The organism is Arenimonas soli (assembly GCF_014643775.1).
Classification (GTDB): domain Bacteria; phylum Pseudomonadota; class Gammaproteobacteria; order Xanthomonadales; family Xanthomonadaceae; genus Arenimonas; species Arenimonas soli.
On the sequence record NZ_BMKC01000002.1, the window covers coordinates 466,840 to 481,733 of the forward strand.

Consider the following 14,894-nt stretch of genomic DNA (forward strand, 5'->3'; position numbering starts at 1 on the left):
TATGACCCAGCTCCGAGGCGATGGGCACGTCCATCTCGCCGATTACCGCGCGCCCGCCTGGCGTATCCCCCAGGCCGACCTCCAGTTCGAACTCGACCCCGTTGCCACCGTGGTGGCGGCGCGGCTCTGCCTGTCCCCGGATCCTGCCCAGCCCGGGCAGCCGCTGGAACTGGACGGCGAAGGCCTGGAACTTCTGGACATCACCCTCGATGGCCAGGAGCTGCCGCCAGACCGTTACGACTACGACGGCCACCGCCTGGTGGTGCGCGGCCTGTCCGGGGACTGCGAGCTGGCGACCCGCGTGCGCATCCATCCGGCCGACAACACCCGGCTCGAGGGCCTGTACCGCAGCGGCGACCTGCTGCTGACCCAGTGCGAAGCCCAGGGTTTCCGCCGCATCACCTTCATGGCCGACCGGCCGGACGTGATGCCGCGCTGGCGCATCGTGCTGCGCGCGGACCGCGACGCCTTCCCGGTGCTGCTGGCCAATGGCAATCCGCTGGCCAGCCAGGACCTGGGCGACGGCCGCCACGAGGCCAGCTGGGAGAATCCGCACCCGACGCCGGCCTACCTGTTCGCCATCGCCGCCGGCCCGCTGGAGCGGGTCAGCCAGCGCCTGCGCACGGCAGAGGGTCGCGAGGTCGAAATCAACGTCTGGGCCGAACCCGGCGACGTGGCGCGCTGCCACTATGCGCTGGGTGCGGTCGAACGCGCGCTGCGCTGGGACGAGCAGCGTTTTGGCCGCTGCTACGACCTGGACGTGTTCAACGTCGTCGCCGCCCAGGACTTCACCATGGGCGCGATGGAGAACAAGGGCCTGAACATCTTCAACGCCCGCTACATCCTGGCCGACGAGGCCACGGCCACCGACGCCGATTTCCTGGCGATCGAATCGGTGGTGGCGCACGAATACCTGCACAACTGGTCGGGCAACCGGGTGACGCTGCGCGACTGGTTCCAGCTGTCGCTCAAGGAAGGGCTTACCGTTTTCCGCGACACCGAGTTCAGTTCCGACCTGCATTCGCGCGCGCTCAAGCGCATCGAAGTGGTTCGCCTGCTGCGCGGCCGGCAGTTCGCCGAAGACGCCGGCGCCCTGGCGCATCCAGTGCGGCCGGCCCGCTACAAGGAAATCAGCAACTTCTACACGCTGACGATCTACGAGAAGGGCGCCGAGATCGTCCGCGTGCTGCATGCGCTGGTGGGCGAGGACGCCTTCCGCGCCGGCATGGACCGCTACTTCGCCGACAACGACGGCAAGGCGGCGACGCTGGAAGACTTCATGGCCGCGCACGCGGCGGCCAGCGGCCGCGACCTGTCGGGTTTCGCGCGCTGGTATGCGCAGGCGGGCACGCCGGAAGTCGCGATCAGCGCCGACTTCGACCCGGCCACCGGTGACTACACGCTCACCATCGAACAACACACGCCGCCGACGCCGGGCCAGCCCGACAAGCAGCCCCTGGTCATTCCGCTGCGCTACGTGCTGTTCGATGGCGACGGCGCCGCCGTGACCCAGCTGCCGGAATCGGACGCCGTCGTGCGCGACGGCCTGGTCGAGCTAACCGGCGCCCGCCACGTGCTGCGCTGGCGCGGACTGCACAGCGCGCCGCTGCCGGCCTTCAACCAGGGTTTCGGCGCACCGGTGAAGCTGCGCTTCGACCAGGGCGTGGACGAACTGGCCCGCCTGGCCCGGCTCGAGCGTGATTCCTTCAATCGCTGGGACCTGCTGCAGCGCCTGGCCACCGAGGCCCTGCTGGCCCGGCCGCATGCCGAGGCCGCCACCGGCGCACTGTCGGATGCGCTGGCCGACCTGCTGTCGGACGCCGACGCCGACCCGGCCTTCGTCGCCGAGTGCCTGGTGCTGCCGGACTTCGACACCCTGGCCGAACAGGTGGAAGAAGTGGACGTGCAGGGCATCGTGGCCCGGCGCGAAGAGCTGCTCGACCGCCTGGCCGAGGACCAGGTCGAACGCCTGCAGCTTCGTTATGAAGCGCTGGCCGCCGACGCGCGCGAAGGCCTGTCGGGCAAGGCCATGTCGGCGCGCGCCCTGCGCAACGCCTGCCTGGCCTGGCTGACGCGGCTCGACCCGGACGCCGCCCTGGCGCAGGCCCAGTTCGACGCCGGCGGCACCATGACCGAACGCATCGCCGCGCTGCGCTGCCTGGTCCACTTCCAGGCGCCCGGCGCCGACGCGGCGCTGGCCCGCTTCCGCGATGCCCACGCGGCCGACCCCCTGGTCACCGACAAGTGGGTGGCCCTGGTCGCCACGCGCCCGCATCCCGACGCGCTGGACGATGTCCAGGCCCTGGTCGCCTCACCCTGGTGGAAGCCCGCCAACCCGAACCGGGTTCGCGCGCTGGTCGGCAGCTTCGCGCGCCTGAATCCGTTGGCCTTCCATCGGCGCGACGGTGCCGGCTACCGGCTGGTGACGGGCCAGGTGGCGGTGCTCGACGCCGTGAACCCGCAGGTAGCGGCGCGGCTGCTGGGCGCCTTCGAAAGCTGGCACCGCTGGGCCGAGCCCCAGCGGGGACAGGCACGCGCGGCGCTCGAACCCCTGGCGGGCCAGCTGGCGTCCCCGGACAGTCGCGATCTCCTGGAGCGTTTGCTGGCCTGATCCTGCGGCGATTCGACGCCAGTGAAGGCCGGATGAGTTAAGGGGGTATTCACCCCCCGGCGCCAAGACTGCCCGACATGACTGGGGGAACTGCCATGAAACGCCTTCTTATGCTGCTTGTCCCGCTGGTCGCGCTGACCGGCTGCGCGACCTATGGCGACGGCTATTACCGTGACCGCACGGTCTATCGCGACGGTGGCTACTACTACCCGGCGTACGACGGCGACGGCGATTATTACTACGGCGCCGACGACGGTTACGACTACAACTACCGGTACGGCGGCGGCATTGGCTACGGCTACGGTTATTCGCCGTTCTGGGGCCTGGACCGCTACCGTTGCCGCAGCTACTACGGCTGCGTGCCCAGCTGGGGCGGCTATTACCCCTACCATTACGCGCCGGGCTGGAGTTTCTCGGTCGGCAATACCTGGGGCTGGAACAACTGGGGCTGGTACGGCGGCTACCACTGGCACGACCGCCCGCGTTACCGCGACCGCCAGCCGCGTCCCGGCTACCGCGACCTCTACGACGACCCGCGGCCGATGCCCAAGCCGCGCCCGCGCGGCTACCCGTCGGCCGGCGAACCCGCCGGCGCGCCGCGACCCGCCTATCCGACCCGGCCGACGACGCCGCGACCGGCGGTGAGCGGTGAACGTGCCGGCAGCCGGGGTGAACCGCTGCGGCGCGACTATCGCAAGCCGGCCGAACGTCCGGGCACCAGCCCGCCGCCGCGTGCCAACAGCGGCGAGCCCGGTGTGACGCCGGTGCGCCGGGCTGCGATGCCGGTGCAGCCGGCGCCGGCGCGCGCCACTGGCTCGCGCATGCGGTATCCCGAACCCGTGCGTGCCCAGCCGCGCCAGCCCGTCAGCCGGCCGGCCCCGGTCGTCCGCGAATCGCAGGGCGCCCGTTACACCCGGCCCATGCCGGCACGTCCGGCACCGCAGGCCAGGCCCGCCCCGCAGGCCCGCCCGGCACCCGTGCCCCAGGCCGCGCCCATGGCCAAGCCGGCACCGCGTCCGGCTGCACCGCGTCCGGCGCCCCGACCGCAAGTGAGACCCACGTCACAAAACAGCACATCCGACGACGAACCCTAGGCCTGGAGCGGTCTGACGGTCTTGCGCCGCCCTTGGGGGCAGCGCATCCTGCGACCGCCGACTGACACTTTGCGTCACCTTGTGACGCGGGTGCGGGTTCGACCCCCTGTTCGGCGCCCGGCATCAGGTCCCCTGGATTCCCCCTGTTCCAAGACCCGCCGGGCGCCGACTTTATCCCTGCAGCGCCGTGTTCTTGCCGGATGGCTGGAAACAAGCAAAAAAAAAGGGCCTGGCGCTCCCCCCCGGGAGCGCCAGGCCCTGGCATCCCTACCGCGCGCCTGACCAGCCCCTGTTCAGTCTGGTCGACGCCCCCCGGCGTTGGCCGCGGTAGGTGCCTTGGGATTAATGCAGAAAGCGTGCCAACCCGGCGGCAGATGCGCCGTCGGCGGCCACGGCGGATAATCGCGGCCCTCGACCGGAACCCGACCATGCTCAGCTACGAAGTGATCGTCATTGGCGGCGGCCACGCCGGTACCGAAGCGGCCCTGGCGGCCGCGCGGGCCGGTGCGCGCACGCTGCTGCTGACCCACAGCATCGAGACGGTCGGCCAGATGAGCTGCAACCCGGCCATCGGCGGCATCGGCAAGGGCCACCTGGTGCGCGAGATCGACGCCCTGGGCGGCGCCATGGCCCGCGCCGCCGACCAGGCCGGCATCCAGTGGCGCACGCTCAACGCCAGCAAGGGTCCGGCCGTGCGGGCCACCCGCGCCCAGGCCGACCGCACGCTGTACAAGGCGGCGATCCGCCGCATGGTCGAAAACCAGCCGAACCTGACGCTGTTCCAGGCCGCCGTCGACGACCTGGTGATCGAAGCCGGCCAGGTGCGCGGCGCCGTCACCCAGTCCGGGCTGCGCTTCCAGGCCCCGGCCGTGGTGCTGACCGCCGGCACCTTCCTGGCCGGCCGCATCCACGTGGGCCTGCGCAACCACCCGGGCGGCCGCGCCGGCGAAGCGCCGGCGACCACGCTGGCCCAGCGCCTGCGCGAAGGGCCCTTCGTGGTCGACCGGCTCAAGACCGGCACGCCCCCGCGCATCGACGGCCGCAGCCTGGATTATTCGGTGATGGCCGAACAGCCCGGCGACGACCCGCGCCCGGTGTTCTCCTTCCTGGGCAGCGTGCATGAACACCCGCGGCAGGTGTCGTGTTTCATCACGCACACCAACGAACGTACCCACGAGGTGATCCGCGGCGGCCTGGACCGCTCGCCCATGTACGCCGGCGAGATCGAAGGCGTGGGCCCGCGCTATTGCCCCAGCATCGAGGACAAGGTGGTGCGCTTCGCCGACAAGGCCTCGCACCAGGTGTTCGTCGAGCCCGAGGGCCTGGACACCCACGAGATCTACCCCAACGGTATCTCCACCTCGCTGCCCTTCGACGTGCAGTTGGAACTGGTGCGGACGATGGCCGGCTTCGAGAACGCCGTGATCACGCGTCCGGGTTATGCCATCGAATACGACTACTTCGACCCGCGCGGCCTGAAGGCCTCGCTGGAAACCAAGGCCGTGGCCGGCCTGTTCTTCGCCGGCCAGATCAATGGCACCACCGGCTACGAAGAAGCCGCGGCCCAGGGCCTGCTGGCCGGCCTCAACGCCGCGCGCCACGTGCAGCAGCGTGATGCGTGGTCGCCGCGCCGCGACCAAGCCTACCTGGGCGTGCTGGTGGACGACCTGGTGACGCACGGCACCACCGAGCCCTACCGCATGTTCACCAGCCGCGCCGAATACCGCCTGCAGCTGCGCGAAGACAATGCCGACGCGCGCCTGACGCCGATCGGCCGCGAACTGGGCCTGGTGGACGAAGCGCGCTTCACCGCCTACGCCCGCAAGGCCGACGCCGTGGCCGCCGAATCGGCCCGCCTGAAAGCCATCTGGGCCACGCCCGGCGGCGCCCTGGCCCGCGAGATCGAGGCCGGCACCGGCGTCGTGCTCAGCCGCGAGTGCACGGCGCTCGACCTGATCAAGCGGCCCGAGCTCGATTACGCCGCGCTGGTCGGGCTGCCCCTGCTTGGCCCTGGCGTCGACGACCCGGCCGTGGCCGAACAGGTCGAAATCGGCGTCAAGTACGCCGGCTACCTGGACCGCCAGGCCGAAGAAGTCCAGCGCCAGCGCCGGCACGAAGACACCGCCATCCCCGACGACTTCGACTACGCCGGCCTGCCTGGCCTGTCGGCCGAGCTGCAGGGCAAGCTGGCCGGCGTGCGCCCGGAAACCATCGGCCAGGCCCAGCGCATTCCCGGCATGACCCCGGCGGCGATTTCGCTGCTGCTGGTGCAGCTGGCCCGGCGCAAGGGCCGTCGCGTCGCCTGAGGCGGCGCGACCCCGGCCATGCCCGTTCGTTCGCATCCCCTGCACCGGCGCTGGCTGGCGCGCCGCCGTCGCCTGCGCCGCTGGCTGCGGCCACTGCCGCGCCGGGCCAACGTGGCGCGTTACCCGGTGATCAAGTGGTTCGCGCAGGCGGCGCGCAAGCGCCCCTACCTGTGGTCGTTCAAGCGCCAGCACGTGATGGTGTCGCTGTACACGGGCGCAGTGGTGGCCCTGATGCCGGTGTACGGCCTGCAGCTGGCCATCGGCCTGGCGCTGGCGATCTGGCTGCGCGGCAACCTCACCGTGATGGCGGCCCTGCAGATGGTCACCAACCCGCTGACGATGGGTCCCATCTATTACGCCACCCACCGCCTGGGCGCCTGGCTAATCGGCCTGACCGGCTACGGCGAGGGTGCCGGCGTGGTCGGCACCTACATCAATGCGCTGGTGGTGGGCGGCATCGTTGGCGGCCTGGCATTCGCGCTGCTGCTGGACCTGGGCTGGCGCCTGCTGGCCTGGGAATCACGTCGCTTCCGCGCCCAGCTGGCGGCGCTGCACGAGCATTTTGGCTACCGCCACGGTGACGCGGACGCGCCCGAAGGCTAGATTGGCGGCATGAAGCTGACCGCCACCGCCCTGTTGTTGTTCGCCCTGCCGCTGCAGGCCGCCACCGTTTCCGACTGGCCGCTGCCGGCACCCGACGGATCCGCCCAGCCCAATCTTTCCCTGGCGCCCGACGGCGACCTGGTGCTGAGCTGGATCGAACGCCGCGACGGCGGCGGACACCGCCTGGCCTACGGTCGCTTCAACAAGGAAGGCGACTGGGCGCCCAGCGGCGTCGCGGCCGAAGGCAAGGACTGGTTCGTGAACTGGGCCGACTTCCCGGCGCTGCAGGTCCTCGACGACGGCAGCCTCTGGGCGCACCTGCTGGTGAAGAACGGCGACGCGCCCTATGCCTACGACGTCCGGCTGCAGGCTTCGCTGGACGGTGGCAAGACCTGGAAACAGATGCCGGCCGTGCACGACGACGGCACGTCCACCGAACACGGCTTCGCCACGCTCTGGCCGCAGCCCGGCGGCGGACTGGGCATTGCCTGGCTCGACGGCCGCCACACCGGCGGCGGTGGCCACGGCGACCATGCCGGGGCCGGCGGCGCCATGACCCTGCGCGCGGCGGTGTTCGACGCCACGGGCAAAAAAGCCGACACCCAACTCGATGCCAGCACCTGCGACTGCTGCCAGACCGACAGCGCCCGGGTCGGCGACACCGTGCTGCTGGCCTACCGTGACCGCGCCGAAGGCGAGATCCGCGACATCGCCGTGGCGCGCTTCGATGACGGCCGCTGGCAGGCGCCGGTGATGGTGCACGACGACCGCTGGATGATGCCGGCCTGCCCCGTGAACGGCCCGGCCATCGACGCCCGCGGCAACCAGGCCTGGGTGGCCTGGTACACCGCGGCGGGCGGCACGCCGTCGCTGCGGCTGGCGCGCTCGGGCGACGGCGGCCGCCGATTCGGCCCGCCGCTGACCCTGCTCGAAGGCGCGACCGTGCAGGGCCGGGTGGACGTGGCCGCCGACGACGAAGGCGTCTGGACGGCCTGGATCGAGGAAGCCGGAAGCCGGCAGACCCTGTGGCTGGCCCGCCACGACCACGCCCTGGCCAAGGAGCTGATGCGCCTGAAGGTGGCCGACCTGGCCGGCCGCGGCCGGGGCACCGGCTTCCCGCGCCTGAAGCTGCGCGACGGCCAGGCCTGGTTGGCCTGGACCGAAATCGTGGATGGCAGCCCGCGCCTGCGCGGGGCCCGGGTCACGCCCTGACCCTACCCGGTGGTATGGAGGGGGGCTTTGCATTAATGTGGCGGGCAGCGGCTCAAGGGAGGGCGCAGGCACCGGTTTCGCCGGCGCATGCGAAGGAGACCCTGGGCACGTGGCCATCATCAAGTCCAGTTTTCCAAGGAGTCTCACATGCCCCGTTCCCACAAACTCGCTGGTGCGCTCGCACTCGCGCTTGGTTGCACCGGCGCCGCACAGGCCCAGGAGTTCACCGGTTTCTACGTCTTCGGCGACAGCCTCAGTGACTCGGGCAACATCGCCCAGGCGCAGGGCCTGCCCGCGGGCAACAGCTTCACCACCAACCCCGACCCGGTCGCGGCCGAAATCATCGCCGCCTACTTCGGCCAGTCCGGCCTGAACTCGCTGGCCGGTGGCCCGAACTTCGCCTGGGGCGGCGCCTGCGTCAACGCAGCCGGTCCCTGCCTCAACCCGGTGCCGAACATCGCGACCCAGGTCAGCCAGTACCTGTCGCTGACCGGCGGCGTGGCCGACCCGAACGCGCTGTACAGCATCTGGGGCGGCGCCAACGACATCTTCGCCACGCTCACGCTCGACCCGGCCAACGCCCAGGCCAACACGGTCGCCGCGGCCACTGCCTACGTGCAGCAGATCGGCCGCCTGCAGGCCGCCGGCGCCAATTACGTCATCGTCTACAACCTGCCCAACCTCGGCGCCACGCCGCAGTTCGGCTCAACGCCCAATGCCGGTGCGGTGTCGCAGATCACGGTGGTCTACAACACGGCGCTCAACGCCGGCCTGGCCCAGCTGGGCGACGGCATCATCCCGATCAACACCTTCGGCCTGATCAGCGAAATCGTGGCCGACCCGGGCCGCTTCGGCTTCCAGAACGTCACCGGCACCGCCTGCAACCCGCCCAGCTCGATCGCCTGCGGCCCGAACGGCTCGGGCCTGCCGGCCGGCTATGCGCCGGGCACCAACGAAACCTGGCTGTTCGCCGACGGCGTGCACCCGACCGGCGCCGCGCACGCGATGCTGGCCAACGTGGTGCTTTCCACCATCGCCGCCCCGGTGCAGTTCTCGATGGCCGGCGAAGCGGGCGTGCAGGTGAACGAAAACCACGTGCGCGCGATCAACGACGAAATGCTGTCGGACTTCCAGCTCAAGCGTGAAACCGGCAGCGTGCGCGCCTATGCGACCGTGCAGTACGGCCAGCAGGACTTCGACGCCAGCGCCGCGGTGCCGGGCGCCGAAGCCGACGTGCTGAGCCTGTCGGTCGGTGCCAACCACCGCATCACCGACAACGCCTACTGGGGCTTCGGCATCACCCTGGGCAACCACGACAACGACACCGGCATGGGCAACCTCGACGGCCGCGCGGTCATCGGCTCCCTGCACGGCACGCTGACGTTCGGCGGCGGTGGTTACCTGCACGGCGCGGTCAGCGGCGGCAGCACCTCCATCGACGTCAGCCGCGGCATCGTGCTGGGCCCGTCGGTGCGCCAGGAAGAAGGTTCCACCAATGCCTCGCTGTTCGGCGCCGAGCTGGGCCTGGGCTGGCTGTTCGAGACGGGCAGCATGCAGCACGGCCCGTTCGTGGGCGCGTCGTGGGTGCAGCAGGAAATCGACGGCTTCGCCGAAGACAGCGGCAGTGCCACCTCGATGAACTACTCGTCCTTCGACCGCGACTCCATGGTCACCCGCATCGGCTACCAGCTGATGGGCAACGCCGGCAGCATCCGTCCGTTCCTGCGCGTGGCGCACAACCAGGAGTCCGAGGACGACCAGCTGTTCGTCAACGCCGGTTCGAACTCGATGCCGGGCCGCTTCACCATGCCGGGCTTCACCCCGTCGGAAGACTGGATCAGCGCCGACCTGGGCCTGAACTGGCAGGTCAGCGACAACATGACCGCGTTCTTCGCCTACAGCGGCCGTTTCAACGACGACCAGCAGGAACGCAACAGCGGCAGCCTGGGCCTGCGCATCAACTTCTGATCCGCAAGCCATCGGTTGCACCAAGAAGGCCGCCCCCGGGCGGCCTTCTCTTTGGCGGGGCGATAACCACGCCTTAACGCAGCGCCCGATACGCTGCGCGCCCCCGCCTTTGAGATCGCTTCCAATGAGTCAGCGCTTGCGAACCTGCGTACTTGCGTCACTACTTCTTTTCGGCGCCATCACGCAGGCGAGCGCGCTGCCGGTGCCGGCCACGCCGCTGCCCACGCTTGCCGAGGTCGAAGTCGCCGGCGTGATGCCCGGGCCCGGCCTGTGGCAGGTGCGCCGCGACGAGCACGTGCTTTGGCTCATCGGCAGCCTGAGCCCGGTACCCGAGCGCATGCAGTGGCAATCGGATGAACTCGACGCACGCCTGGCCGAAGCCGACGCGATCCTTTCCACGCCGAGTTTTTCGGTCTCCACCGGTCGCGGCAGGCTGCATGCGCTGACGCTGCTGCCCTCGGCGCTGGGCGCGCGCAAGCTGCCCGACAAGCAGACGCTGGCCGATGTGCTGGCGCCCGAACTGCATGCACGCTGGAGCGTGCTGAAAGCCGAACATATCGGCCGCGACCGCGGCATCGAACGCTGGCGGCCCCTGTTCGCCGCGCAGAAGCTGCACCGGAAGGTGATCGAGCGCGCTGGCCTTTCATTCGAATCGCCGGTTGGCGGGTACGTGGACAAGGCCGCCAAGGGCCGCAAGCTGCCGCGCATCCCGGTCGTGCTGGAATTCACCATCGGCGATTCGCGCCAGGCCCTGAAGGAATTCAAGCAGGCCGAGCTTGACGACATCGACTGCTTCGAGCGCACCCTGCAACGCCTGGAGGGGGATGTCACGCTGTTGTCCGAACGTGCCCGGGCATGGGCCACCGGCGATGTCGATGCATTGCGCACCCTGCACGATTCCGATCCGGCGAGCGCATGCATCGGCGCGCTGGTGAACTCGCCGGTCCTGCGCCAGCGCGGCGTCGACGAGTTGCTCGCACAGGCACAGGCCCGGTGGGTCGACGCGGCGGAGCGCACGCTCGCCGAACGGCGTACGACGGTCGGCGTGGTGCCGATGGCCTGGCTTCTCGCCGACGAAGGCATCCTGGCGACGCTCACGGCACGCGGCTATCGCGTGATCGGGCCCGACGAGGCGGACTTCGACGAGGCGACCGGGCCCGCCGCGGCCGACGCGGGGCCTGGCGCCCCGGGGTCCTGATCCCGCTATTCTTCCACACGCTTGGTCCCCTTGCGTTGGCGTGGCGTGGCGTGGATGCCGAGACGATGAAGAAGCCGTTTGCTCTTTTCCTGTTCGGGGCCTTGCTCGTGCTTGCAGCCTGCGGCGCGACCGGTCCTTCCAGCCCGCCGGCCGAGGTCCTGTTCGTGGGCAACAGCTTGACCTACGTCGGCAATGTTCCTGCGCTCTACAGCGCAATCGCGACAGCCAACGCACACACATCAGCAAGCGACATGATCGTGCGCGGAGGGGCGACGCTCCATCAACGGGTGGACGACGGTTCCGTTGCCCGCGCGCTGGCGAAGGGCACGTATACGCACCTGGTGATCCAGGAGCGCGGTGGTGACTTGACGTGCTTGTTCGGAGCCGAATCGAAGTCTCCGGGCGGCTAAGGTTTGGCCGGGACGCCGGATGTCCACTTCCGGCCCGAAGCGGACGTTCATCCGGCTTTCGGCGTGTGGACTTTTATTCGGTAGAGCGATGCGATCAACAGGCCGATGATCACGCCTGCGACGTGTCCGGGTTTCGGATAGTAGACATGGACGATGTCGATCGTGAACGCCAGGGCGATCGAGAATGAAACTGCGAACAGCAGAAACCTGGAGCGATCGATGCCGGTCAACGCCAACCAGATTCCAGCGCCGGAGATCGCCATGATCGCCTGGGAGGCGCCGGTGCCAAGGTTCCAGGGCGGCAGTACGAACAGCGAGCTGAACAGTATCGCCAGCGAGCCGCCTACCAGCCAAAGGACAAACAAGCGGAGGAAACCTATGTTGCGTTCGACTGCCGTGCCGACCAGCAGCAGGCAGAACACGTCCCCCACCATATGGGGTTGCTTGACATGGACCAGCTGCGCAGTGACAAGGCGCCAGAGTTCGAGTTCCTGTAGGTGCCTGAAGCGTAGACCGTAGTTCTCCAGTTCGACGATCCTGACCCTCCCGAGCCAAGTCCCGCTGATTTCGATTGCAGCGTGGACGCTGAGGGCTACAGTTGCCGCAGCCAACAGCAGCGTGCACCAGGGAATGAGGCGCGGCGGCGCAACCATGGACTGCACAGGGCTCATGAATCACCTGCTTGCGAGCATTCGGGTCGTGGATCTTCGCCTCCGGATATGGCTTTTTGCGGGCAATGCCGTAACTTTTGGAAGGCGCCAGCCACAGCCGCTTTCGCGTGTCCGCTCCTGGCCGGAAGCGGAAGCAATCGCTTCCCGGGTCGTCTGCCAACCCAATGCGGACCCTCGCAGTGTGCGCAATGGCAGGCGCGTTGCCGGAGCGCGGCGGACGGCCGGCTCCGGCAACAGGCTGCGAACCTACCTGGTTTGCGTGAGGGTGCTGAAGCTGGTGATCAGGTTGCGGTAGTCCGGGACGTGGGCGGAGAACAGCGCACCCAAGCCCTCGACATCGTTGCGCCAGTCGCGATGCAGCTCGCAGGCGACGGCGAACCAGCTCATCAGCTGCACGCCGGCGGACGACATGCGGTCCCAGGCGCTGTGCCGGGTCACGTCGTTGAAGGTGCCCGAGGCGTCCGTGACGACGAACACCTCGAAGCCGGCCTCGATGGCCGACAGCGCCGGGAACGCGACGCAGACTTCGGTCACCACGCCGGCGATGATCAGCTGCTTCTTGCCGGTGGCGCGGATTGCCGCCACGAATTCCTCGTTGTCCCAGGCGTTGATCTGGCCCGGGCGGGGGATGAACGGCGCGTCCGGGAACATCTCCTTGAGTTCCGGCACGATCGGGCCATTGGGACCGTTTTCGAAGCTGGTGGTCAGGATCGTCGGCAGGCGGAAGTACTTCGCCAGCGCACCCAGGGCGAGCACGTTGTTCTTGAACTTGTCCGGGTCGAAGTCGCGCACCAGCGACAGCAGGCCGGCCTGGTGATCGACCAGCAGCACGGCGGCCTGGTCCTTGTCGAGACGCTTGTAGGGAGTGGTCATGGGTTGCTCCTGTGCGGTTGCGGGTAATGCCGCGCACCACGTGGTGCGCGGCTGGGTGACGACTGGAATTCAGGCCGGCATGCGGCCGAAGCGGCCCTGCTGGAAATCGGCAATGGCCCCGTCGATTTCCTCGACGGTGTTCATGACGAACGGGCCGTGGCCAACGATCGGCTCGCCCAGTGGCGCGCCGCCAAGCAGCAGCACCAGGGCGTCGTTGTTGGCCTCGATGGCGACGCGCTCGGCGCCCTCGGCAAGCAACGCCACCTGGCCATCGCGCAGCGGTCCGCCGCCATCGACCATCACCGTGCCCGAGAGCACGGCCATGGCGACCTGGTGGCCGGCCCGACGCGGGAGTTCAACCGCCTTGCCGGCGCCGAGCCTCAGGTCCCACACATCGATCGGCGAAAAGGTGCGGGCCGGTCCCTGGCGCCCGGCGAACTCGCCCGCGATCACGCGAAGGTGGCCGGCCCCGCCAGGCAGGACCACACGAGGGATGTCGCTGGCCTGCAGCGACTGGTAGCCCGCGGACACCGACTTGTCCCGGGCCGGCAGGTTCACCCACAGCTGCACCATCTGCAGCGTGCCGCCTGCGCGGCTGAAGGAATCGGCATGGAACTCCTCGTGCACGATGCCGGCGCCGGCGGTCATCCACTGCACGTCGCCGGGCCCGATGCGGCCACCGGCGCCGGTGGAGTCGCGGTGCTCGAGTTCGCCCTGGTAGACCAGGGTGACGGTCTCGAAGCCGCGGTGCGGATGCGCGCCCACGCCGCGACGCCCGGCGGTGGCCGGGAAGTCGAAGGGACCGGCGTAGTCGAGCAGCAGGAAGGGGCTGATGCGTGACCCCAGGCTGGCGTAGCTGAACAGGGTGCGGACCGGGAAGCCGTCGCCCACCCAGTGCGGGCGGGGCGGGCTGAGGACAGTGGCGGGAGTGGTCATGCCGTGGCTCCGGTGGGGGTTCGGAACCAATGTTCATGGCAGAACAACGAAGGCGGTAGACGGCTATTATTGCCATCAGAGTTCTATATGGTGAACGCCGATGGAAAGCCCCAGGGATCTGAACGACCTGTACTACTTCGCCAAGGTCGTGGAACACGGCGGCTTCGCGCCCGCCGGCCGGGCGCTGGGAATGCCCAAGTCAAAGCTCAGCCGCCGCATCGCCCTGCTTGAAGAGCGCCTGGGCGTGCGGCTCCTGCAGCGGACCACGCGCCACTTCTCGGTGACCGAGCTGGGCCAGGAGTACCTCCGTCACTGCCTGGCCGTACTGGCCGAAGCCCAGGCGGCGCAGGACGTCATCGACCAGCAGCGCGCGGAGCCGCAGGGCACGATCCGCATGAGCTGCCCGACCACCCTGCTGCACTACCGCATCGGCGATCTCGTCGCGCGATTCATGGTGGAGAACCCGAAGGTCCGGGTGCAGCTCGATGACACCAACCGTCGCGTCGACGTGCTGGGCGAAGGGCTGGATCTGGCGCTGCGCGTGCGCTTCCCGCCACTGGAGGACAGCGGCCTGGTTATGCGCGTGCTGGCCGACAGCCCCCAGCGCCTGGTGGCCTGCCCCGAGCTGGTGGCGAGCCTGCCGAACCCCTTGGCGCCCGCCGAGTTGGCCGCCGCGCCCAGCATCGACTGGGGGCCACCGCGCGACCATGTGTGGAACCTCGAAGGCCCTGCCGGCGCCCGTGCCGAAGTGCGGCACGCGCCGCGCTACATCACCGACGACATGACCGCGCTCAGGCAGGCGGCGCTACGCGGCGTGGGCGTGGTGCAGATGCCGTGCATGGTGGTGGAAGACGACCTCGCCGCCGGTCGCCTGATCGACGTACTGCCCCTGTGGAAGCCGCGCAGTGGCGTCGTGCATGCGGTTTTTCCGAGCCGCCGCGGACTGATACCCGGGGTCAGGCGACTGATCGATTTCCTGGCGGCGAATATCCAGCGGTAGGCCCCGGTCGCG

At 69.4% G+C, this 14,894-nt stretch carries 12 protein-coding genes; 9 read left to right on the forward strand and 3 right to left on the reverse strand.

The annotated features are described in order from the left end of the window. Position 1: 1 nt before the first annotated feature. The 8 genes from pepN to IEX13_RS10285 all read left to right on the forward strand — a co-directional run bounded on the left by pepN (position 2) and on the right by IEX13_RS10285 (position 11,402). Positions 2-2,611 carry an aminopeptidase N gene (gene pepN / locus IEX13_RS10250; RefSeq protein ID WP_188663807.1) on the forward strand — a complete coding sequence of 870 codons (2,610 nt, stop codon included), beginning with the start codon at positions 2-4 and terminating at the stop codon, positions 2,609-2,611. 95 nt (positions 2,612-2,706) lie between these two features. Continuing rightward, complete coding sequence (locus IEX13_RS10255; protein ID WP_188663809.1) at positions 2,707-3,705, forward strand: hypothetical protein; 999 nt, start codon at positions 2,707-2,709, stop codon at positions 3,703-3,705. 428 nt (positions 3,706-4,133) lie between these two features. Next, on the forward strand, positions 4,134-6,011 hold the full coding sequence (gene mnmG, locus IEX13_RS10260) for a tRNA uridine-5-carboxymethylaminomethyl(34) synthesis enzyme MnmG (protein WP_188663811.1): 1,878 nt from the start codon (positions 4,134-4,136) through the stop codon (positions 6,009-6,011). A gap of 18 nt (positions 6,012-6,029) precedes the next feature. Continuing rightward, the gene (locus IEX13_RS10265) at positions 6,030-6,614 is read left to right on the forward strand and encodes a DUF2062 domain-containing protein (protein WP_188663813.1); all 585 of its coding nucleotides are present in this window, start codon (positions 6,030-6,032) and stop codon (positions 6,612-6,614) included. A 9-nt stretch (positions 6,615-6,623) separates the two neighbouring features. Next, positions 6,624-7,826, forward strand: a complete 1,203-nt coding sequence (locus IEX13_RS10270; protein ID WP_188663816.1) for a sialidase family protein — start codon at positions 6,624-6,626, stop codon at positions 7,824-7,826. Between the two features lie 147 nt (positions 7,827-7,973). Further along, positions 7,974-9,794: an autotransporter domain-containing protein gene (locus IEX13_RS10275; RefSeq protein WP_188663818.1), complete on the forward strand. Its 1,821-nt coding sequence runs from the start codon at positions 7,974-7,976 to the stop codon at positions 9,792-9,794. A 136-nt stretch (positions 9,795-9,930) separates the two neighbouring features. After that, positions 9,931-10,992 (forward strand): TraB/GumN family protein, encoded by a 1,062-nt coding sequence (locus tag IEX13_RS10280; protein WP_188663820.1) that lies wholly within the window; start codon positions 9,931-9,933, stop codon positions 10,990-10,992. A gap of 65 nt (positions 10,993-11,057) precedes the next feature. Beyond that, positions 11,058-11,402, forward strand: coding sequence for a hypothetical protein (locus tag IEX13_RS10285; protein ID WP_188663822.1), 345 nt, complete (start codon positions 11,058-11,060; stop codon positions 11,400-11,402). Between the two features lie 47 nt (positions 11,403-11,449). Here IEX13_RS10285 and IEX13_RS10290 read toward each other — a convergent pair whose 3' ends face one another. The 3 genes from IEX13_RS10290 to IEX13_RS10300 form a co-directional block, all read right to left on the reverse strand. Next, on the reverse strand, positions 11,450-12,073 hold the full coding sequence (locus IEX13_RS10290; protein WP_188663824.1) for a rhomboid family intramembrane serine protease: 624 nt from the start codon (positions 12,071-12,073) through the stop codon (positions 11,450-11,452). 246 nt (positions 12,074-12,319) lie between these two features. Beyond that, on the reverse strand, positions 12,320-12,946 hold the full coding sequence (ycaC, locus tag IEX13_RS10295; protein ID WP_188663825.1) for an isochorismate family cysteine hydrolase YcaC: 627 nt from the start codon (positions 12,944-12,946) through the stop codon (positions 12,320-12,322). A gap of 69 nt (positions 12,947-13,015) precedes the next feature. After that, a complete protein-coding gene (locus tag IEX13_RS10300) occupies positions 13,016-13,882 on the reverse strand; it encodes a pirin family protein (RefSeq protein WP_188663827.1) in 867 nt (288 codons plus the stop codon). A 100-nt stretch (positions 13,883-13,982) separates the two neighbouring features. On the opposite strand from IEX13_RS10300, the gene IEX13_RS10305 reads away from it, so the two are divergent. Continuing rightward, on the forward strand, positions 13,983-14,882 hold the full coding sequence (locus IEX13_RS10305) for a LysR family transcriptional regulator (RefSeq protein ID WP_188663829.1): 900 nt from the start codon (positions 13,983-13,985) through the stop codon (positions 14,880-14,882). Positions 14,883-14,894 lie beyond the last annotated feature (12 nt).